Origin of the sequence: Citrobacter sp. Cf136 (assembly GCF_030333815.1) — a bacterium.
Classification (GTDB): domain Bacteria; phylum Pseudomonadota; class Gammaproteobacteria; order Enterobacterales; family Enterobacteriaceae; genus Citrobacter; species Citrobacter freundii.
This window is the reverse complement of sequence record NZ_JAOWFE010000032.1, coordinates 829,098-849,152: the sequence shown is the minus strand read 5'-3', so window position 1 is coordinate 849,152 and position 20,055 is coordinate 829,098. Positions and strand designations below refer to the sequence as shown.

Here is a 20,055-nt window from a genome sequence, read left to right as displayed (position 1 = left end):
ATGGCTTTGTTACTCATCATTAGTATGTTGTAACTAAAGTAAGATTTTTTTAAAAATTACAACCCATCAAGCCCGCGAATAGGCTTAATGGTTGACCATGAGCGACAAGATGGGCAGTGCCAGTACAGTGTATATGCGGTAAATCCGCACTTCTGGCAACGATAGCGCGGCTTGCTGCGCACCTGCTCCCCGACCATATCGCGCAGAACCATCAGGCTCTCTTTCGCGCGCCCTTCTTCTGCTTCGTTAAGATGGTAATCCATTAATTTGTGGAAAACGCGCATCGTAGGATGGCGTTGTAGTTGGCGGGTAATATAAACCTGAGCGGTATCAGTCCCCTCACGCGCTTCAAGAATATCGGCCAGCATCAGCTCGGCGGCGGCGCCAGTATTCTCTTCAACGGCCCGACGTAAAAACTCTGCCCACTCATCGGTTTTACCCAGATGCTGGTAGCAGCTTTGCAGCATTTCCAGCGTTTCGCTGACCAGTTCTTTATCCTGAGAAATCACGCGTTGCAGACTTTCAACGGCCTTCGCGTACTCGCCTTTCACCATGTACACACGGCCCATCATGATGGAAACCCGGGCACTGTTTTTGTCTGCCGCAGCCCCTTTTTTCAACAGCGCCATGGCGCGATCCATATCGTCGCTGCCCATCTGCTGTAAGGCCAGTTCGCAGTAGAAGTGGGCTATCTCAATACGCTGTTTATCTTTGCCTAGTTTCACCAGACGTTCTGCGACATCAATGGCTTTCTGCCAATCGCTGGTCGCCTGATAAATTTGCAGCAGTTGCTGTAATGCACCGACGCGAAAATCTGTTTCATCGGTAAGCTGATTGAACATGTCTTCCGCGCGGTCGTACAGACCTGCGGCCATGTAATCGCGCCCCAACTGTTGTACGGCCAACAAACGCTGCTCGTAGGTCAGCGAAGCACTTTCCATTAACGTTTGATGGATGCGGATTGCGCGATCGACTTCACCGCGCGAGCGAAACAGGTTTCCGAGAGTGAGATGAGCCTCAACGGTGCCCGTATCCTCTTTTAGCATATCAAGGAACAGATCCACCGCTTTGTCTTGTTGGTTGCTCAGGAGGAAGTTAACCCCGGCGACATAGTCACGGGAAAGACGGTTAGCTTCATCCTGCTTGGTTTGTTGCGCACTTCTGCGACCCATATACCACCCATAGGCAGCGGCTACAGGTAAAAGCAGAAACAACAACTCCAACATAAATAATTATTCCTTCACAACCGACGAATCGGCAGAAACCGCAACGTCGGTCGCAGGCGTAAGCTGGTTTTCCAGTCGTTTGATTTTACGTTCGGCGCGCGCAAGAGACACTCGAACCTTCAGCCAGAAAAGGCCGCAAATTAACCAACCAATCGCAAAACCTGCGGCAAACAATACAGCAAGCAGCGTAGAGATACGATACTCACCCTGAGCCAGCAGGTAATTAAACGTAACCTGTTGATCGTTTTGCGCACCTAATGTCACCGAAATAACAAAAATCGCCAACACCAGTAAGAAAATGAGTAAATATTTCACATTACTTCCCGTTATGTGGTTTAAGCGAATAAATCGTGTACAACTTACCGCGTTGAGCCCTTTAAATTACCATTTTCACAACGAGTGCGAAATGGAAAAGCGCTTTCCGCTTTCTGATTTAAGGGCAAAATTTGAAAAATCAATCATAGCTAGCTTTCTTGCTCGCGTTGCGCGATTTCTTTTGCCTCCTGCACAGGCGGCGTAAGTGGCCCGCACACTCGCTGCGCGAGCCAGGTCGCCAGCGTTACCAGCAGCCATGAAATCAGCGTTGCAACGACCAAATCACGAGGCCAGTGCATGCCCAACAGCAAGCGGCTACCCATAACACCTGTCGCCCAGATAAGCAAAAACATAATCGTCAGCGTACGTCGGCGTGGCCATAACAGCCCTACTGCCAGTAAAGCCCAACTGGCAGCAAACATTGTATGTCCTGACGGAAAGGCAAAACCCGTTTCTTTTTGCCAGTGCTTACGTAGAAACGTCGGAATATCCTGTTGTTCGGCCAATTGATCTTTAACTAAGTTGCCACGATCTTTACGTTTTAAAGTGTAGAACTCATCAACCGGGATATGGTGCGTTTTTTCCAACCATACGACAAAGGGCCGAGGTTCCTGCACCCTGTCTTTAACCCAGGACTTCACACCCTGACCGACTAAAATTGCCACGGCCAGGATCGCAAACAGCATTACCGCAGCTTTCAGACGAAAACGCAGACACCACAGAAACCATGCGCAGAGCACAACGTGAGTGATAATCCCCCACGGCTGCGTCACCGTTTCCGTTACCCAGTACAGAGATTTTAGCCACCAAACGTTGTGTCCCGGCTGCCAGCTCCAGCCCGATACCCATACAGCAACCGGCATAATAAGTAGCAGCCCGGCCCCGACCGCAGTGCGCTTTGCAATTGACAGCATTGCCTCTCCTTTCGTCGATAAGTCTCACAATCATAACTGAAAAAAGTGCATGCCGGGAAAATTGACATTTTTGTGCCATTCCAAAGGCGAATCCGTTGTCGCGATTAGGTGAACATCGTTGCCTTATGGCAAAATAGTGCAATACAGAACAAGAAGCCAACAGGCGACGGCACGACAGTGCCAGCATAATCTGGAGAATTACATGCAGCTTAAACGTGTGGCAGAAGCCAAACTGCCAACCCCCTGGGGTGATTTCCTGATGGTGGGATTTGAAGAACTGGCAACCGGACACGATCACGTCGCACTGGTTTTTGGCGATATCACAGGTCAAACGCCTGTTCTGGCGCGTGTCCACTCCGAATGTCTGACTGGCGATGCATTGTTTAGCCTGCGTTGCGATTGCGGCTTCCAGCTCGAAGCGGCTCTCACCCACATTGCTGAAGAAGGGCGCGGTATCCTGCTTTATCATCGTCAGGAAGGACGCAATATCGGCCTGCTCAATAAAATCCGCGCCTACGCGTTGCAGGACCAGGGTTATGATACCGTTGAGGCTAACCATCAGTTGGGCTTTGCGGCAGATGAGCGTGATTTCACGCTGTGTGCGGATATGTTCAAGCTGCTGGGCGTGGACGAAGTTCGTTTGCTGACCAATAACCCGAAAAAAGTGGAAATTCTGACTGAAGCGGGAATCAATATTGTTGAACGCGTGCCGCTGATTGTGGGTCGTAACCCGAACAATGAACATTACCTGGACACCAAAGCCGCCAAGATGGGGCATTTGCTGGGCAAGTAATGGTTGTTACCGCCGATAATAAAGCCTGCTCTCGCAGGCTTTATGCATTTTAATTCAACATATTACGAATCACGTAGTGCAGAATACCATCGTTTTGGTAGTAAGTTAGCTCCGTCGCAGTATCGATACGGCAGCGGCATAAAATCACCTCTTTACGTCCATCTGAGCGAACCATATTCACCGACACTGTTGCGCCCGGCTTGATGTTTTGCAGGTCCGTAATATCGATCGCTTCCTCACCGGTTAGTCCCAGCGTTTTGCGCGTGACTCCCTGTGGAAATTCCAGCGGCAAAATCCCCATACCAATCAGGTTAGAACGGTGAATTCGCTCAAAGGACTCAGCGATAACCACGCGAATCCCCAGCAAGCGCGGGCCTTTTGCCGCCCAGTCGCGACTGGAGCCAGAGCCATACTCTTTCCCGGCAATAACCGCCAGGGGGATATTCTCCTGTTGATATTGCATAGCCGCATCATAGATAGCCACTACCTCAGTTCCCGGCAAATGACGCGTCATCCCACCTTCCACTCCGGGTACCATCTCATTACGAATACGAATATTGGCAAAGGTACCGCGCATCATCACTTCATGATTCCCGCGGCGTGAACCATAGGAGTTGAAATCTTTACGCTCAACGCCGTGGCTTTGCAGATAACGACCTGCTGGGCTATCCGGCTTAATACTGCCGGCAGGAGAAATATGGTCGGTGGTGACGGAATCCCCAAGCATTGCGAGGATACGCGCACCATGAATGTCCTGGACCGGATCCGGCGTAGCCTGCATACCATCGAAGAACGGCGACAAGCGGATATAAGTTGAGTCAGACTGCCAACCATAGGTATCAGCCCGATCAACCTGGATAGCTTTCCATTCTGGCGTACCTTCAAAGACTTCAGCGTACTCTTTATGGAACATGGCGGTAGAAACCTGCTCCACGGCACGGACAATTTCCTGAGCCGTCGGCCAGATATCTTTCAGATAAACGGGATCGCCCTTTCTGTCATGGCCTAACGGATCTTTCGTCAGATTGATATTCATATTCCCTGCTAGCGCATAGGCCACCACCAGCGGCGGAGACGCCAACCAGTTGGTCTTCACGAGCGGATGGATACGCCCCTCAAAGTTTCGGTTGCCGGAAAGCACGGCGCCAACGGTGAGATCGCCTTTTTTGATGGCTGTCTCGATAGGATCGGGTAACGGACCCGAGTTACCAATACAGGTGGTACAGCCATAACCTACAAGGTTAAATCCCAGCTCATCAAGGTACGGCGTGAACCCAGCCTGCGCCAGATAATCAGACACCACCTTCGATCCTGGCGCCAGCGAGGCTTTCACCCACGGCTGACGTTTCAGACCAAGTGTCACTGCTTTTTTCGCCAGCAGTCCCGCCGCCATTAATACGCTTGGGTTGGAAGTGTTGGTACAGGAAGTGATAGCTGCTATCACCACCGCACCGTCCGGCAGCTTATACTGCTGGCCGCTCATGGTGTAGTCCACGGGCTGACGGTCTTTCAGCGAGCTATTTACTTCGAGTTCATTACTTGCCGAAAACGCTTTCGGAACGTCAGCCAGTGCCACCCGATCCTGCGGGCGTTTCGGTCCGGCAAGGCTAGCTTCCACACTGCCCATATCCAGCTCCAGTGAACTGGTAAATACGGGTTCATCCCCTGGATTACGCCACATTCCCTGCGCTTTGGCATAGGCGCTGACCAACTCAACCTGCTCCTCACTGCGTCCACTCAGACGCATATATTCAAGAGTGATGCCATCGATCGGGAAGAAACCGCAGGTTGCGCCGTATTCCGGTGACATGTTCGCAATGGTTGCCCGATCGGCCAGCGGTAAGGTGTCGAGGCCATCACCATAGAATTCAACAAATTTACCGACCACGCCGTGCTTACGCAGCATCTGGGTAACGGTTAAAACCAGGTCGGTAGCGGTGATACCTTCCCGCAGTTTGCCCACTAGTTTAAAGCCCACAACATCCGGGATAAGCATAGAGACCGGTTGACCCAGCATTGCTGCTTCAGCCTCAATGCCTCCAACGCCCCATCCCAGCACACCGAGACCATTAATCATTGTCGTATGGGAATCGGTACCGACCAGCGTATCGGGATAAGCCACCCACTCACCGTCCTGTAACTCGCTCCAGACGGCTTTGCCAAGGTATTCAAGGTTTACCTGGTGGCAAATCCCCGTTCCCGGCGGTACAACGCTGAAGCGACTAAATGCCTGCTGTCCCCATTTCAGGAACACATAACGTTCATGGTTACGTTCCATTTCCAGGCGAACGTTTTCTTCAAAAGCATCATCATCACCAAAACGGTCCACCGTTACCGAGTGGTCAATGACAAGGTCCACTGGCGAAAGCGGATTCACTTTTGCCGTATCTCCCCCCAGACGTTTCACCGCTTCGCGCATGGCGGCAAGATCGACCACCGCCGGCACGCCGGTAAAATCCTGCATCAGAACACGAGCGGGTCGATAGGCAATTTCACGATCGGCATGGGCGGTCTTCAGCCAATGCGCGAGAGCATGAATATCATCTTCGGTAACGGAATTACCATCCTGCCAACGAAGCAGGTTTTCCAGCAACACTTTTAGCGATTTGGGTAGTCGGGTGATATCACCCAGTGATTTAGCAGCCAGAGGTAAACTGTAGTAGCGGTAGGTTTTATCTTTAACCTGCAATGTGTCCTTACTGGCTTCTCGTAGGGTCGACGACATAGCTCCTCCTTAAATGACAGGGTTGGATCCCCTGACTTTCCTCAGGGTTAGTATTAAAGATAACACAAACAAAATGTAACGCTTTGATAACAACTCAAAATGATAAAAGTAGCGGGCGATATAAAAGCGCGAACTGAGGTCGATGGTAAGGAGGAAGGTCTAGCCGTGTAGATTAATAGGATGGATATTCAGCAGGCAATAGAGCAATGGATAATACGTTGATTAGGTTGTTGATGACGATTACATGGATAAATGATTCGATATTCAAGGGCACAAGGTAATCGTTATTATTATAAAATACGTACGAATTATTGTTTCTGTTCATCATCATCAGTTAACAGATCAATAAACGCCCGTTGTTCAGGAGAAAGGTTCCAGGATTCGGGTACCTTCTGCCCCTTCTCTGCGACGGTTTTGCTCTCTTGTTCATGGTCATGAGGCGATAGCCTTTCGGTAGAGTGCTGCTCTGGTGCGGACATACTTACCCCCACACATTCCAGGCCACGAGTGCGACAATAATCCAGAATATCGCAGAACCAAGAAATACGGCGAACCAGGCTTTACGTTTCATCACCGGATCCCTGCGTGCTGGCTGGTTTCCTGAAGGCATCGCTAACCTCATACTATCGAAATCACTTATCATTTAGGCACCAAACAATCGGTACAATTAATCATCAGATAGGAGGAATCCTAATAAAAAAGGCGAAAAAAAGCCAGTTAATTTTCAGACTCGTCCTGATAAATAAATCGATTGTTTGATCGGTTATAAATATTTGAAAGGAATTTTTGGCAAGCTGACTAATTTGAAACTACTTTAGAGAATTTTTTCCACAAGCTATATATGGTTAATTTATCCACGGTAAATTATCAATTAATTCAGTGTTTCCCGTCGGTATCGCTTTATGCTTATGGATACCGACGAGGTTACAGTCGTTATTATTTCTCAGGCAATTTAATATCTTTAAACATGGCTTCAATATCATCGTTGGAACGCAGCGCCACCGCCGTGTCCACCACATCACGCGTCAGATGCGGCGCGAAACGTTGAATGAAATCATACATGTAACTACGTAAGAAGGTGCTGCGACGAAAACCAATTTTGGTGGTGCTATGGCTGAAGATATCGTGAGCATCCACGCGTACCAGGTCAGGATCGGATACAGGATCAACCGCCATACTGGCAATCACACCCACGCCAAGGCCCAGACGGACATAGGTTTTAATGACATCAGCATCGGTTGCGGTAAAGACAATACGTGGCTCCAGACCCGCGCGGTTAAACGCGGTGTCCAGCTCCGAGCGTCCGGTAAAACCAAACGTGTAGGTCACCAGCGGATACTGTGCCAGTTCCTCAATAGAAACCGAAGGTTTTCCCGCCAACGGATGATCCGGCGTGACGACGATCGAGCGGTTCCAGTGGTAGCAAGGTAACATCACCAGGTCGTCATACAGGTGCAAAGCTTCCGTCGCGATAGCAAAATCTGCATTTCCTTTCGAAACGGCTTCGGCGATTTGTGTCGGCGATCCCTGGTGCATATGCAATGAGACGCGAGGATAGCGCTCAATAAAACCTTTAATCACGTTCGGTAAAGCGTAACGCGCCTGAGTGTGCGTAGTGGCGATATATAACGAGCCTTTGTCCGGCCAGGTATGTTCGCCAGCAACGGACTTAATGGCATCCACCTTCGACAGAACTTCTCGCGCAATACGAATAACTTCCTGCCCCGCTGGCGTAACTTGCGTCAGGTGCTTACCGCTACGGGCAAAAATCTGGATGCCAAGTTCATCTTCCAGCATACGAACTTGCTTACTGATACCGGGCTGCGAGGTATAAAGCCCTTCCGCTGTTGAGGAGACATTAAGGTTGTGGTTCACCACCTCAACAATGTAGCGAAGCTGCTGTAATTTCATGTTATGCCATCCCGATTCGCGCCATCAAATCATCGTTTCAGTGCAGGCTCGCGGGCGCTGCTAATACGATTTAATAATAAAAACTCTGTTAACTATAACCACTATATCATTTATATGTACGCTGTATAGGTATGACAAAAAATAATATGCGAGAAACAAAAAGGGCCGCTTACGCGACCCTTTGAGGAGAAATTCAGCCGAAACGCTGTTATTTCTTCCCTTCTACCCATTTGCCGTCAACAAAGAACGCGGACCAGCCAGTCGCCTTACCGTCTTTCTCAGCGGCAACGTATTGCTGCTTGGTTTTACGGCTGAAACGAACCATGGACTTGTTACCATCCGGATCAGTTTGCGGCGCATCTGCCAGATAACGCAGTTTTTCCGGCAGGCGATCGCGGAAGCGGTACAACTCTTCCACCAACGGCGCACGAGTCTCACGTGATTTCGGGAACGTATTGGCCGCCAGGAAGATACCTGCAGCACCATCACGTAACACGAAATACGCGTCAGATTTTTCACACGGCAGTTCCGGCAACGGAACTGGGTCTTCTTTCGGCGGAGCGACTTCACCGTTACGCAGGATCTTACGGGTGTTTTTGCACTCGTCGTTAGTACACGCCATGTACTTGCCGAAACGTCCCATTTTCAGGTGCATTTCAGAACCACATTTTTCGCACTCGACGATAGGACCGTCATAACCCTTGATACGGAACTCGCCCTCTTCGATCTCGTAGCCGTCGCAGGTTGGGTTATTACCACACACATGCAATTTACGCTTAGGATCGATAAGATAACTGTCCATTGCCGTACCGCACTTCTGGCAGCGGCGTTTGGCGCGCAATGCGTTCGTTTCCGCGTCGTCGCCTTCCAACACGTTCAATACTTCGTTTTCCGGCACCAGGTTAATGGTGGTTTTGCAACGCTCTTTCGGGGAAAGTGCATAGCCGGAGCAACCAAGGAAAACGCCGGTACTGGCGGTACGAATACCCATCTTGCGTCCGCAGGTCGGGCAATCAATGCTGGTCAGCACCATCTGGTTCGGACGCATACCGCCTTCTTCAGGATCTTTCTCGGCTTTATCCAGTTGCTGAGTAAAATCAGTGAAGAAGTTGTCGAGTACGCCCTTCCATTCGGCTTCTTTATTCGCCACCTGGTCGAGGCTATCTTCCATCTGCGCGGTAAAATCGTAGTTCATCAGTTCGCGGAAGTTTTCTTCCAGACGATCGGTGACGATTTCACCCATTTTTTCAGCGTAAAAGCGACGGTTTTCAACGCGAACATAACCACGATCCTGAATCGTAGAAATGATCGACGCATAGGTAGATGGACGACCAATGCCACGCTTTTCAAGCTCTTTAACCAGCGAAGCTTCACTGAAGCGCGCAGGCGGTTTAGTAAAGTGCTGTGCTGGCGTCAGTTCGATAAGCGTCAGCGTATCGCCTTTGTTCACCGCCGGTAAGATGCGATCTTCATCGCCTTTACGCAACGCTGGCATCACTTTCGTCCAGCCATCGAAGCGCAGAATACGACCGCGCGCCTTCAGGCGGAAATCACCCGCACCCACGGTGAGCGTCGTGGAATCATATTTAGCTGGGGTCATCTGACAGGCAACAAACTGGCGCCAGATCAGCTGATACAGTTTTTGCGCATCAGCTTCCATATCTTTCAGCGATTCCGCCTGTACGGCGACATCGGAAGGACGGATAGCTTCGTGCGCTTCCTGCGAGTTCTCTTTGCTGGCGTACTGATTCGCGTTTTCCGGCAAATATTTTTTACCAAAATTATCGCTGATGTAATCGCGAACCATGGTCACTGCATCCTGGCTCAGGTTGGTTGAGTCAGTACGCATGTAAGTGATGTAACCCGCTTCATACAAGCGCTGCGCCATCATCATGGTTTTCTTCACACCGAAGCCGAGACGCGTGCTCGCAGCCTGCTGTAGCGTGGAGGTAATGAACGGTGCGCCCGGCTTGCTGCTGGTCGGTTTATCTTCACGTTCCAATACGCTATAGCGCGCTTTTTCCAACAGGCTAACAGCGGCAAGCGTTTGTTCCCGATTTACGGGACGGAACGGCTTATCATTTTGATGCGTCACCTCAAGCGGCAACGCGTCGCCGCCCGGCGTGGTCGTGTTAGCATCAATTTCCCAGAACTCTTCTGGAACAAATGCTTTGATTTCGCGTTCACGCTCAACCACCAGACGCACAGCCACAGACTGTACGCGACCGGCAGACAGACCGCGTGCAATTTTTTTCCACAGCAGTGGCGACACCATATAGCCCACAACACGGTCCATAAAGCGGCGCGCCTGTTGCGCATTAACACGATCGATGTTCAACTCGCCCGGTTTTTCAAACGCCTGGCGAATAGCATTTTTGGTAATTTCATTAAACACCACGCGGCTGTAGCGGGTGTCGTCGCCACCGATGACTTCCCGCAGGTGCCATGCAATGGCTTCCCCTTCGCGGTCAAGGTCAGTTGCGAGATAGATGTGGTCGGCTTTTTCAGCCAGTTGCTTCAGTTCAGAAACAACTTTCTCTTTACCAGGCAGCACTTCATAGCGCGCATCCCAGTTGTGCCACGGGTCAACACCCATACGGTTGACGAGAGCGCCACGTTCATCCTTTTTGGGCTTTTTAGCCGTTTTGGTGGAGGTTGAGTCGGCGCTCTTTTTAGTTGCTGAGCCACTGGTCGGCAAATCACGGATATGACCGACGCTGGATTTCACCACGTAGTCATTACCCAGATACTTGTTGATCGTTTTGGCTTTTGCCGGGGACTCAACGATGACAAGAGCTTTACCCATATTCACCTTTACCTAATTTGATTCTTCCAGAATGCGTCGCACGTTGATTCACCTTCCACTGGCGACGAGACATTGATATGGTCTCTGCGTCGGCGGATATCAACCCTTTAAACTGATTCGCGCTTGTAATGTAACTCTCATGTAACTGAGTTAACAGGCTTTTTTTCTCACAAACGCTCTAGCACGACGAAGTATTGGTCGAATGTCAAGCAAATCTGTTGCCAGATTGACGAAAGCGTCACACTGTACCTGATAAAATGCGTTACGCAACTTTATTAGCATGCAAAAACAAATCTCGCCAGTTGTAACACTGTCGTAAAACCTTCATTTATGTCAGGGAATATTTGCCCATAAGGCGGGCTCAGCGTAGACTAATGTCCTTGTTTAAGGAGTAAATCATGCATAAAGACACTCAACCCATCGATCGCGAAACACTGCTGATTGAAGCCAACAAAACCATTCGTGAGCATGAGGACACGCTGGCGGGGATTGTCGCCACCGGCGTTACGCAGCGAAACGGCGTGCTGGTTTTCAGCGGAGATTACTTTTTAGACGAGCAAGGGCTACCAACGCCCAAAAGTACGGCGGTGTTTAATATGTTTAAACACCTGGCGCACGTACTTTCCGAAAAGTATCACTTGATCGATTAACACGAGTAATAATTTGCCGGATGGCGGCATCGCCTTATCCAGCCTATATTGATGCATATTTGTAGGCCGGATAGGAGATATATGAGCATCGCTATCCGGCAATGACAATTTTACATCAGTGGCTTCTGCCCCCGCTGCCACCAGCGCATCAGCAAACGATCGGCGCTCTCCGCCGCACTACCGGTAAAACGATCCATCAGCTTTTTACGCTGCAGATAGCGAACGTTCAATACTTCACGACCTTCCATCAGCCCGAGGATCACCTCATCGCTGGTATTGATCTCATCCACCAGCCCATTTGCCAGCGCCTGTTGACCAAACCAGTGTTCACCGGTGGCAACCTGCTCAATGTCCAGAGTCGGACGCATGCGCTGCACAAAATCTTTAAACAGATGATGCGTTTCGTTCAGATCTTCGCGGAATTTCTGCCGCCCTTCTTCCGTGTTTTCACCGAGTAAGGTCAACGTACGCTTATACTGTCCGGCGGTGTGCAGTTCGATATCAATATCTTTCCCTTTCAGGAAGCGGTTAAAGTTCGGGATCTGCGCCACCACGCCAATTGAGCCGACGATAGCAAACGGCGCCGAGACAATTTTATCCGCCACGCAGGCCATCATATATCCGCCGCTCGCAGCGACTTTATCTACCGTAACGGTCAGCGGGATCTGCTTATCGCGCAGACGTTGTAACTGGGACGCAGCCAGGCCATAACCATGTACCACACCACCCGGACTTTCCAGACGAACCACCACTTGATCCTGAGGTTTAACAACCGCCAGCACAGCCGTCACCTCTTCGCGTAATGCGCTGACCTCATGGGCATCCATACTGCCTTTAAAATCAAGCACCCATACACGAGGTTTATCTGATGACGTACTGTCACCCAGTTTCGCTTTTGCCTTAGCCGCTTTCGCCTCCAGCTTTTGTTTCTTTTTCTGCGCCTTATGCCAGAATTTTTGCTGATGCCCATCCAATAAGGCTAGCGACAGGTCTTCCTTCATCTCTTTATATTGATCGCTGAGGTTAATAACCCGCAATTCCCCACGCTGACGTTTGCGTTGTGTCGCGTTTACGATCAGCATCACCACCACTGCAATAGCCACCACGACAGTGACAATTTTTGCCAAAAACAACCCATATTCAGACAACAATTCCACGAGACCCACCTTGGTTAAACAACGCGACTTCCGCTCAGTGTACAACAGGCGTGTCACCTCGTCTTGCTTCATACATCCAGTGCTGAATCAGTAAAAAGCATGACAAAGCGTTCATTTTGCGGTGTTATTGCCTTTGGCTGATTGAAAAAGTACAGGGTTTAAGGCATAAAGCCCAAAAGTTATCGCGAACGAGATATCCAGGACGTCGCCGAGGAGTAGCCGTGCATTACCAACCTAAACAAGACCTTCTACAGGGCCGCATTATTCTTATCACCGGTGCCAGCGATGGTATCGGACGCGAAGCCGCGCAGACCTATGCACGCTATGGCGCGACCGTTATCCTGCTTGGGCGTAACGAAGAAAAACTGCGTCAGGTTGCCCGCACTATCGCCGATGAAAACGGAACACAACCACAGTGGTTTACACTGGATCTACTGACCTGTACCTCTGAAGAATGTCACCAGCTTGCGCAGCGCATTGCAGCACATTTCCCGCGTCTGGATGGCGTACTGCATAACGCCGGATTACTCGGCGATATTTGTCCAATGAGTGAACAAAACCCGCAGGTCTGGCAGGATGTGATGCAGGTAAATGTAAATGCCACTTTTATGCTGACTCAGGCATTGCTGCCGTTGTTACTCAAATCCGATGCCGGATCGCTGGTCTTTACCTCTTCCAGTGTCGGTCGCCAGGGACGCGCCAATTGGGGAGCATATGCCACCTCAAAATTTGCGACCGAAGGGATGATGCAGGTTCTGGCTGATGAGTATCAAAACCGTCATCTGCGCGTAAACTGTATCAATCCTGGTGGGACGCGAACTGGCATGCGAGCCAGCGCATTCCCAACGGAAGATCCGCAAAAATTGAAAACTCCCGCCGATATTATGCCGCTCTACCTGTGGCTGATGGGCGATGACAGCCGCCGTAAAACCGGTATGACTTTTGATGCCCAGCCGGGCCGTAAACCAGGAATTGCCCAATGAGTGAAGAACGCTATCAGCAACGTCAACAGCGCGTAAAAGATCGGGTTGACGCACGCGTTGCCGCAGCGAAAGATGAGCGCGGAATTATCATCGTGTTCACCGGAAATGGTAAGGGTAAAACCACCGCCGCATTCGGTACCGCCACGCGCGCTGTGGGCCATGGTAAAAAAGTCGGCGTCGTACAATTTATTAAAGGTACGTGGCCAAACGGAGAACGTAACTTACTTGAACCCCACGGCGTAGAGTTTCAGGTTATGGCGACAGGATTTACCTGGGAAACGCAGAACCGCGAGTCTGACACCGCAGCCTGTATGGCCGTGTGGGAACACGGCAAGCGGATGCTGGCCGACGATGAACTGGATATGGTGATACTGGATGAGCTAACCTACATGGTGGCATACGACTATCTGCCGCTTGAAGAGGTCATCAATGCCCTGAAAGCGCGCCCAACCCATCAAACGGTCATTATCACCGGCCGTGGATGTCATCGCGATATTCTGGAGTTAGCTGACACGGTTAGCGAGCTGCGCCCGGTCAAGCATGCGTTTGAAGCGGGCGTGAAAGCCCAAGCAGGGATCGATTATTGAGTGTAGGCCGGATAAGGCGTTTGCGCCGCATCCGGCTCCACGCTAACGCCTGATGGCGCTTTGCTTATCAGGCCTGGTCATGATTAACCGTTGTTGCTGCGACCACCCGGACGACGGCTGCCGCCGACCTGAGAGTGGCGCTTCACCGCACGACGGATCTGATTCGCCTTCATGCGACGACGATCTTTCTCGACGGCCACTTTAGAGGTCGTTTCCGGCTTCAGGTCCACCAGTTCACGCAGATAGTTGGTCTGAGCAAGATCAAGCTCTGTCCAGCCACCACGCGGCAAGCCTTTCGGCAGCGGGATATCACCATAACGGACACGAATCAGACGGCTTACCTGTACACCTACAGCTTCCCACAGGCGGCGGACTTCACGGTTACGTCCTTCGGTCAGCGTGACGTTATACCACTGGTTGATCCCTTCACCACCGCTGAACTTGATCGTTTTAAATGCCGCCGGACCATCTTCCAGCTGCACGCCACGACTCAGATCGCGCAGTTTTGCATCATCAACCTGACCAAACACACGTACCGCATATTCACGCTCAACTTCGCGGCTTGGGTGCATCAGACGGTTAGCCAGTTCACCATCGGTTGTAAACAGCAGTAAACCACAGGTATTCACGTCCAGACGCCCTACGGCAATCCAGCGCGCATCACGCAGTTTTGGTAAACGATCAAACACGGTCGGACGACCTTCCGGGTCGTTACGGGTACACAGTTCGCCTTCTGGCTTGTAATAGGCCAGAACACGGCAGATTTGCTCCGCAGACTCTTTAACCGAAATCAGATGACCGTCGATACGGATTTTCAGACCCGGAGTGACTTCAACGCGATCGCCGAGCGTGGCAATTTTGCCATCAACGCTCACGCGACCCGCGGCAATAATAGATTCGATTTCACGGCGAGAACCGTGGCCAGCGCGCGCCAGCACTTTTTGTAACTTTTCGCTCATAGAGCTTCCTTTAGGTGTCGCCTTCACAGGCGTCGAACAGGAGAATCAACGGCGCCAGTCAGCGCCATTTTAAGGCCGCGTAGTATAGCGGTTCGCGCCCTTATAAGAAAGGTTTAACGTCACCGACGCCTTCACGCAACACCACCGGAGAATCATCGGTTAAATCAATGACCGTGGTCGGCTGCTGGCCGAGATATCCGCCGTGGATAATTAAATCCACCTGTTTCTCCAGGCGGTCTTTAATTTCTTCCGGATCTGACTCGGTAAATTCGCTACCCGGCAGCATCAGTGACGTGGAGAGCATCGGCTCGCCCAGCGCTTCAAGCAGCGCCAGTGCTATCGGGTTTGAGGGTACACGCAGGCCGATGGTCTTACGTTTTTCTTGCAACAAGCGGCGCGGAACCTCTTTCGTCCCCTTCAGGATGAAGGTGTAGTTGCCCGGCGTGTTGTTTTTAATTAAACGGAAGGCCACGTTGTCGACAAACGAATAGGTCGACAGTTCAGACAGGTCACGGCACATCAGCGTAAAGTTGTGCCCGTCCGGCAGGTGACGGATGCGGCAAATGCGCTCCATTGCGCCTTTATCTTCAATTTTGCAGCCCAACGCATAGCCGGAATCGGTTGGATAGACGATCACCCCACCTTTACGCACGATTTCAACGGCCTGATTGATCAGGCGCTGCTGCGGGTTTTCGGGATGAATATAAAAAAACTGGCTCATACTTTCCTCTCTGTGATCTCGGGCTGCTCCCAAAGTTGCCAGACGCCTTCCACGCCTGCGGGCAACCAAAGTTTACGACCCAACTCAATCCATGGGCAGGGTAGATGAAAATCAGACCCTTGCGATGCCCATAATTGATGCTGACGCGCAAGCGTCGCCAGATGGGTGCGTTCATTGGGAGACTGCTGACACTGCGCTACTTCCATCGCGTCGCCGCGATGTTCAGCAAAATGTGCAACCAGTCTTTTCAGCCACTTAGCGCTAAGATCGTACCGCCCAGGATGAGCCAGAACAGCCTTACCGCCAGAATGATGAATGACATCAATAGCTTGTTCTATTGTACACCACTGTGGCGGAACGTAACCGGTTTTCCCACGGGCAAGATATTTTTTAAAGACATCCGCCATGGTTGTGGCTTTGCCACATTCCACCAGGAAACGCGCAAAATGGCCTCGCGTAACCGCCCCGCCATCAGCCAGGCGCAACGCCCCTTCCCACGCGCCGGGGATATGCGCTTTGTCGAGTCGTTCGGCAATCAGGCGCGCACGCTGCTGACGACGTTCCGTTTGTTGCGCCAGAAACTCGCACATCATGGGATGGGCGATATCAATGTTCAGACCCACTATATGGATCTCATGGTTTTCCCAGACAGTTGATATCTCGACACCAGGGATCAAATTTAACGCTAAACCCGAACGTGAAATTTCTTCTCTTGCCGCCGCAATGCCCGCCGTGGTGTCATGATCGGTGATCGCCAGTGTACCGACTCGCATCTCTACCGCACGGTGTACTAAGGCTTCTGGGGTTAATCGCCCATCGGAGGCTGTAGTATGACTATGCAGGTCATAAATCACTGCGTAATTCGTGTCGCTCAAGGCGGCTCCCGTTTTAATAAATGTCGTAACACGCCCATCATAGCGGTTTCGGCAAATATACTGAAATCAGGTGTTGACTTTACCCCACCGAACTAGTTAACTAGTACGCAAGTTCACATGAAGAAGGTATCTGCAATGAAAGCAACATTTTTTCTGCACGGTTGGTGGCGCACTTCCTGATTTCGGGCAGTGTCTTACGTCTGCAATTTGCAACCAGATACCCGGCCCGCCTAATGAGCGGGCTTTTTTTTGAACAAAATTAATGAGAATAACGATGCAAACACAAAAACCGATACTCGAACTGCTTGCCTGCGATGCCGCCTACCGTGAGAATCCGACATCGCTGTTTCATCAGGTGTGTGGCGCACGTCCGGCAACGCTGCTGCTGGAATCTGCAGATATCGACAGCAAAGACGATCTGAAGAGCTTGCTGCTAGTCGACAGCGCATTGCGCATTACCGCTCTCGGTGACACTGTCACTATTCAGGCGTTATCCGCAAACGGCGCATCGCTGCTGCCCTTGCTGGATGCTGCCCTGCCCGCTGGCGTTGAGAATGAAAAACAGACGAATGGTCGTCATCTGCGATTCCCTGCCGTCAGCCCGCTGTTGGATGAAGACGCCCGTTTATGTTCTCTTTCCGTATTTGATGCTTTTCGCTTACTGCAGGGGCTGGTGAATGTTCCTGTGCAAGAACGTGAAGCGATGTTCTTCGGCGGTCTGTTTTCCTACGACCTGGTTGCCGGTTTTGAAGATTTACCTCAGCTTGAAGCGGGCAACCGTTGTCCTGACTACTGCTTCTATCTGGCAGAAACGCTGATGGTTATCGACCACCAGAAAAAAAGCACCCGAATTCAGGCCAGTGTTTTTACCCCCAATGATGCGGAGAAACAGCGTCTTAACGCCCGTCTGGCGCAGCTGAGCCAACAGCTTACCGAGCCTGCGCCGCCGCTGCCCGTTACTGAAGTCCCGCAGATGCGCTGCGAATGCAATCAGAGCGATGAAGAGTTTGGCGCCGTGGTGCGTAGGATGCAAAAAGCGATTCGCGCGGGCGAAATTTTCCAGGTGGTTCCGTCCCGCCGTTTCTCGCTGCCCTGCCCGTCACCTCTGGCAGCCTACTATGTGCTGAAGAAAAGTAACCCCAGCCCATACATGTTTTTCATGCAGGACAACGATTTTACGCTGTTTGGCGCCTCCCCGGAAAGCTCGCTGAAATACGATGCCACCAGCCGCCAGATTGAGATCTACCCGATTGCCGGCACTCGTCCGCGCGGTCGTCGTGCGGACGGTTCGCTTGACCGCGACCTTGACAGCCGTATCGAGCTGGAAATGCGTACCGACCATAAAGAGCTTTCTGAGCACCTGATGCTGGTTGACCTTGCGCGTAACGACCTGGCGCGCATCTGTACGCCTGGCAGCCGCTATGTTGCTGACCTCACCAAAGTCGATCGTTACTCCTTCGTTATGCACCTGGTTTCGCGCGTGGTCGGCGAGCTGCGTAGCGATCTGGATGTGCTGCACGCTTACCGCGCCTGTATGAATATGGGCACGTTAAGCGGAGCGCCAAAAGTTCGCGCTATGCAGCTTATCGCCGAGGCAGAAGGTCGTCGCCGTGGCAGCTACGGCGGCGCGGTAGGTTACTTCACGGCTCATGGCGATCTGGATACCTGTATTGTCATTCGTTCCGCCCTCGTGGAAGACGGTATTGCCACCGTACAAGCCGGTGCCGGAATTGTTCTGGATTCTGTACCGCAGTCTGAAGCCGATGAAACCCGTAATAAAGCGCGCGCGGTTCTGCGTGCTATCGCCACCGCGCACCACGCACAGGAGACCTTCTAATGGCTGACATTCTGCTGCTCGATAATATCGACTCTTTTACCTATAACCTGGCGGATCAGCTGCGTACTAATGGTCACAACGTGGTGATTTACCGCAACCATATTCCGGCCCAGACGTTGATTGACCGCTTAGCAACGATGAAAAATCCTGTGCTGATGCTCTCTCCAGGCCCAGGTGCGCCAAGCGAAGCAGGTTGCATGCCGGAGCTGTTAACCCGTCTGCGCGGCAAGCTGCCAATCATCGGCATTTGTCTGGGACATCAGGCCATTGTTGAGGCCTATGGTGGATATGTGGGCCAGGCTGGAGAAATCCTGCACGGCAAAGCGTCCAGCATTGAACACGACGGTCAGGCAATGTTTGCTGGTCTGGCTAATCCGCTGCCGGTGGCACGCTATCATTCGCTGGTTGGCAGCAACGTTCCGGCAGGATTAACCATTAACGCCCACTTTAACGGCATGGTGATGGCGGTGCGTCACGATACCGATCGCGTCTGCGGCTTCCAGTTCCATCCGGAATCCATTCTGACCACCCAGGGCGCGCGTCTGCTGGAACAAACGCTGGCCTGGGCGCAACAGAAGCTTGAACAAACCAATACGCTGCAACCAATTCTGGAGAAACTGTATCAGGCCCAGACGCTGTCCCAGCAGGAAAGCCACCAGTTGTTCTCTGCCGTGGTCCGCGGTGAACTGAAGCCGGAACAACTGGCTGCGGCGCTGGTGAGCATGAAAATTCGTGGCGAACACCCGAATGAAATTGCCGGTGCGGCAACCGCGCTGCTGGAAAACGCAGCCCCATTCCCGCGCCCTGATTATCTGTTCGCCGATATTGTCGGTACCGGCGGCGACGGCAGCAACAGCATCAATATTTCTACCGCCAGCGCCTTTGTTGCTGCGGCTTGCGGACTGAAAGTTGCCAAACACGGCAACCGCAGCGTCTCCAGCAAGTCAGGTTCTTCGGATCTGTTAGCGGCATTTGGCATCAATCTGGATATGAACGCCGACAAATCCCGTCAGGCGCTTGACGATCTCGGCGTGTGTTTTCTGTTTGCGCCGAAATACCACACCGGTTTTCGCCATGCCATGCCGGTACGCCAGCAGTTGAAAACCCGCACGCTGTTTAACGTGCTCGGCCCGTTGATTAACCCGGCACATCCGCCGCTGGCGCTGATAGGCGTTTACAGCCCGGAGCTGGTGCTGCCGATTGCCGAAACGCTGCGCGTGCTCGGATATCAGCGGGCAGCCGTAGTGCACAGCGGTGGCATGGACGAAGTTTCGCTGCATGCACCGACCATTGTGGCAGAGCTGCACGATGGGGAAATCAAGAGTTATCAACTGACGGCAGAAGACTTTGGCCTGACGCCTTACCACCAGGAACAGCTGGCTGGCGGCACACCGGAAGAAAACCGTGACATTCTTAGTCGCTTGTTACAAGGTAAAGGTGAAGCCGCTCATGAAGCCGCTGTTGCCGCGAATGTCGCCATGTTAATGCGCTTGCACGGTGAAGAAGATTTAAAAGCCAATGCGCAAACCGTGATTAATGTACTGCGCAGCGGTGCGGCCTATGACCGTGTCACTGCACTGGCAGCAAGAGGGTAAA

Annotated in this window: 19 protein-coding genes and 1 other annotated feature; of the genes, 7 read left to right on the top strand and 12 right to left on the bottom strand. The window is 51.7% G+C overall.

What is annotated here, in order from left to right; translation table 11 throughout:
* Positions 1-56 precede the first annotated feature (56 nt).
* From lapB to pgpB, 3 genes are all read right to left on the bottom strand, one after another.
* Positions 57-1,226 carry a lipopolysaccharide assembly protein LapB gene (gene lapB / locus OGV98_RS08470; RefSeq protein WP_003020592.1) on the bottom strand — a complete coding sequence of 390 codons (1,170 nt, stop codon included), beginning with the start codon at positions 1,224-1,226 and terminating at the stop codon, positions 57-59.
* A gap of 6 nt (positions 1,227-1,232) precedes the next feature.
* Positions 1,233-1,541 (bottom strand): LapA family protein, encoded by a 309-nt coding sequence (locus tag OGV98_RS08465; RefSeq protein WP_003020595.1) that lies wholly within the window; start codon positions 1,539-1,541, stop codon positions 1,233-1,235.
* 149 nt (positions 1,542-1,690) lie between these two features.
* Positions 1,691-2,455, bottom strand: coding sequence for a phosphatidylglycerophosphatase B (gene pgpB, locus OGV98_RS08460; RefSeq protein WP_057101429.1), 765 nt, complete (start codon positions 2,453-2,455; stop codon positions 1,691-1,693).
* Between the two features lie 202 nt (positions 2,456-2,657).
* On the opposite strand from pgpB, the gene ribA reads away from it, so the two are divergent.
* Entirely contained in the window at positions 2,658-3,248 is a 591-nt protein-coding gene (gene ribA / locus OGV98_RS08455) for a GTP cyclohydrolase II (protein ID WP_003020601.1), read from the top strand.
* Between the two features lie 49 nt (positions 3,249-3,297).
* Here the strand turns inward: ribA and acnA are convergent, their stop codons facing one another.
* The 5 genes from acnA to topA all read right to left on the bottom strand — a co-directional run bounded on the left by acnA (position 3,298) and on the right by topA (position 10,690).
* Entirely contained in the window at positions 3,298-5,973 is a 2,676-nt protein-coding gene (gene acnA, locus OGV98_RS08450; RefSeq protein ID WP_202581282.1) for an aconitate hydratase AcnA, read from the bottom strand.
* A gap of 308 nt (positions 5,974-6,281) precedes the next feature.
* A complete protein-coding gene (locus OGV98_RS08445; protein WP_169328871.1) occupies positions 6,282-6,452 on the bottom strand; it encodes a YciX family protein in 171 nt (56 codons plus the stop codon).
* Between the two features lie 2 nt (positions 6,453-6,454).
* Complete coding sequence (locus OGV98_RS08440) at positions 6,455-6,595, bottom strand: YmiA family putative membrane protein (protein ID WP_213083937.1); 141 nt, start codon at positions 6,593-6,595, stop codon at positions 6,455-6,457.
* A 314-nt stretch (positions 6,596-6,909) separates the two neighbouring features.
* The gene (gene cysB / locus OGV98_RS08435) at positions 6,910-7,884 is read right to left on the bottom strand and encodes an HTH-type transcriptional regulator CysB (RefSeq protein WP_032935573.1); all 975 of its coding nucleotides are present in this window, start codon (positions 7,882-7,884) and stop codon (positions 6,910-6,912) included.
* Between the two features lie 208 nt (positions 7,885-8,092).
* On the bottom strand, positions 8,093-10,690 hold the full coding sequence (gene topA / locus OGV98_RS08430) for a type I DNA topoisomerase (protein WP_121540120.1): 2,598 nt from the start codon (positions 10,688-10,690) through the stop codon (positions 8,093-8,095).
* A gap of 398 nt (positions 10,691-11,088) precedes the next feature.
* Here topA and OGV98_RS08425 point away from each other — a divergent pair, with 398 nt between their 5' ends.
* A complete protein-coding gene (locus tag OGV98_RS08425) occupies positions 11,089-11,340 on the top strand; it encodes a YciN family protein (protein ID WP_286551236.1) in 252 nt (83 codons plus the stop codon).
* A gap of 110 nt (positions 11,341-11,450) precedes the next feature.
* On the opposite strand, the gene sohB is transcribed toward OGV98_RS08425, so the two are convergent.
* Positions 11,451-12,497: a protease SohB gene (gene sohB / locus OGV98_RS08420; RefSeq protein ID WP_003843986.1), complete on the bottom strand. Its 1,047-nt coding sequence runs from the start codon at positions 12,495-12,497 to the stop codon at positions 11,451-11,453.
* 221 nt (positions 12,498-12,718) lie between these two features.
* Here sohB and OGV98_RS08415 point away from each other — a divergent pair, with 221 nt between their 5' ends.
* Positions 12,719-13,480 (top strand): YciK family oxidoreductase, encoded by a 762-nt coding sequence (locus tag OGV98_RS08415; RefSeq protein ID WP_003843987.1) that lies wholly within the window; start codon positions 12,719-12,721, stop codon positions 13,478-13,480.
* Positions 13,477-14,067, top strand: a complete 591-nt coding sequence (cobO, locus tag OGV98_RS08410) for a cob(I)yrinic acid a,c-diamide adenosyltransferase (protein ID WP_202581280.1) — start codon at positions 13,477-13,479, stop codon at positions 14,065-14,067. Before OGV98_RS08415 ends, cobO begins: the two co-directional genes overlap by 4 nt.
* Before the next feature lie 83 nt (positions 14,068-14,150).
* Here cobO and rluB read toward each other — a convergent pair whose 3' ends face one another.
* From rluB to rnm, 3 genes are all read right to left on the bottom strand, one after another.
* On the bottom strand, positions 14,151-15,026 hold the full coding sequence (gene rluB, locus OGV98_RS08405) for a 23S rRNA pseudouridine(2605) synthase RluB (RefSeq protein WP_016150338.1): 876 nt from the start codon (positions 15,024-15,026) through the stop codon (positions 14,151-14,153).
* Positions 15,027-15,126: 100 nt separating this feature from the next.
* Positions 15,127-15,747, bottom strand: coding sequence for an L-threonylcarbamoyladenylate synthase (locus OGV98_RS08400; protein ID WP_003020628.1), 621 nt, complete (start codon positions 15,745-15,747; stop codon positions 15,127-15,129).
* Complete coding sequence (gene rnm / locus OGV98_RS08395) at positions 15,744-16,622, bottom strand: RNase RNM (protein ID WP_016150339.1); 879 nt, start codon at positions 16,620-16,622, stop codon at positions 15,744-15,746. Before rnm ends, OGV98_RS08400 begins: the two co-directional genes overlap by 4 nt.
* 135 nt (positions 16,623-16,757) lie before the next feature.
* Between rnm and trpL the strand changes: the two genes are divergently transcribed.
* The 3 genes from trpL to trpD all read left to right on the top strand — a co-directional run bounded on the left by trpL (position 16,758) and on the right by trpD (position 20,054).
* Positions 16,758-16,802 carry a trp operon leader peptide gene (gene trpL / locus OGV98_RS08390; RefSeq protein WP_191229385.1) on the top strand — a complete coding sequence of 15 codons (45 nt, stop codon included), beginning with the start codon at positions 16,758-16,760 and terminating at the stop codon, positions 16,800-16,802.
* Positions 16,779-16,873 (top strand) — a sequence feature (Trp leader region). (Overlaps the previous gene by 24 nt.)
* A 23-nt stretch (positions 16,874-16,896) precedes the next feature.
* Positions 16,897-18,459 (top strand): anthranilate synthase component 1, encoded by a 1,563-nt coding sequence (locus OGV98_RS08385; protein ID WP_279279215.1) that lies wholly within the window; start codon positions 16,897-16,899, stop codon positions 18,457-18,459.
* Positions 18,459-20,054, top strand: coding sequence for a bifunctional anthranilate synthase glutamate amidotransferase component TrpG/anthranilate phosphoribosyltransferase TrpD (gene trpD / locus OGV98_RS08380; RefSeq protein ID WP_003020639.1), 1,596 nt, complete (start codon positions 18,459-18,461; stop codon positions 20,052-20,054). Before OGV98_RS08385 ends, trpD begins: the two co-directional genes overlap by 1 nt.
* Position 20,055: the final 1 nt, after the last annotated feature.

Excerpts from the sequence above, each read along its gene's own strand:
- trpD (WP_003020639.1), top strand. The coding sequence starts at position 18,459 with ATGGCTGACATTCTGCTGCTCGATAATATCGACTCTTTTACCTATAAC.
- cysB (WP_032935573.1), bottom strand. The coding sequence starts at position 7,884 with ATGAAATTACAGCAGCTTCGCTACATTGTTGAGGTGGTGAACCACAAC.
- topA (WP_121540120.1), bottom strand. The coding sequence starts at position 10,690 with ATGGGTAAAGCTCTTGTCATCGTTGAGTCCCCGGCAAAAGCCAAAACG.
- OGV98_RS08445 (WP_169328871.1), bottom strand. The coding sequence starts at position 6,452 with ATGTCCGCACCAGAGCAGCACTCTACCGAAAGGCTATCGCCTCATGAC.
- cobO (WP_202581280.1), top strand. The coding sequence starts at position 13,477 with ATGAGTGAAGAACGCTATCAGCAACGTCAACAGCGCGTAAAAGATCGG.
- OGV98_RS08400 (WP_003020628.1), bottom strand. The coding sequence starts at position 15,747 with ATGAGCCAGTTTTTTTATATTCATCCCGAAAACCCGCAGCAGCGCCTG.
- acnA (WP_202581282.1), bottom strand. The coding sequence starts at position 5,973 with ATGTCGTCGACCCTACGAGAAGCCAGTAAGGACACATTGCAGGTTAAA.
- ribA (WP_003020601.1), top strand. The coding sequence starts at position 2,658 with ATGCAGCTTAAACGTGTGGCAGAAGCCAAACTGCCAACCCCCTGGGGT.
- rluB (WP_016150338.1), bottom strand. The coding sequence starts at position 15,026 with ATGAGCGAAAAGTTACAAAAAGTGCTGGCGCGCGCTGGCCACGGTTCT.
- OGV98_RS08440 (WP_213083937.1), bottom strand. The coding sequence starts at position 6,595 with ATGAGGTTAGCGATGCCTTCAGGAAACCAGCCAGCACGCAGGGATCCG.
- pgpB (WP_057101429.1), bottom strand. The coding sequence starts at position 2,455 with ATGCTGTCAATTGCAAAGCGCACTGCGGTCGGGGCCGGGCTGCTACTT.
- OGV98_RS08385 (WP_279279215.1), top strand. The coding sequence starts at position 16,897 with ATGCAAACACAAAAACCGATACTCGAACTGCTTGCCTGCGATGCCGCC.
- OGV98_RS08425 (WP_286551236.1), top strand. The coding sequence starts at position 11,089 with ATGCATAAAGACACTCAACCCATCGATCGCGAAACACTGCTGATTGAA.
- lapB (WP_003020592.1), bottom strand. The coding sequence starts at position 1,226 with ATGTTGGAGTTGTTGTTTCTGCTTTTACCTGTAGCCGCTGCCTATGGG.